This window comes from Mesorhizobium sp. P2_A12 (assembly GCF_056405075.1).
Window position 1 is genome coordinate 1 of the sequence record NZ_JBFUCU010000107.1, and the last position, 321, is coordinate 321.

The 321-nt window shown below is 59.8% G+C and carries 1 protein-coding gene; it reads left to right on the forward strand.

The window, feature by feature from the left end; genetic code table 11:
* Positions 1–64 precede the first annotated feature (64 nt).
* A partial coding sequence (locus AC1DZU_RS35715; RefSeq protein ID WP_477292175.1) for an ankyrin repeat domain-containing protein occupies positions 65–321 on the forward strand: 257 nt, incomplete at its 3' end.

The following is a 321-nucleotide window of genomic DNA, read 5'->3' on the forward strand; positions in this document are numbered from 1 at the left end:
CGCTTCAGATCACGTTGGCGGTGCCAACTGCGAGATGGCGACGCCGCGTTCCCAGGAGGACGCTATGGTTAGATGGCAACTTCCGATCGCCGCCGGCATGGTTCTGACTTGGTGCGCCGCAGATGGCGCCGAAGTTGGCGACCTGTATGACGCTGCGATGGCGGACAATCTGGCGCTTGTACAAAGTCTTGTGGCGAACGGCGCAGATGTGAACGAACAAGGTGACGAGGGAACGCCGCTGCACGCGGCCGTTCTCCAGGGCGATATTTCAATGGCAGCCTTCCTGCTGGACAAAGGTGCCGATATCGAAGCTGTAAAGCC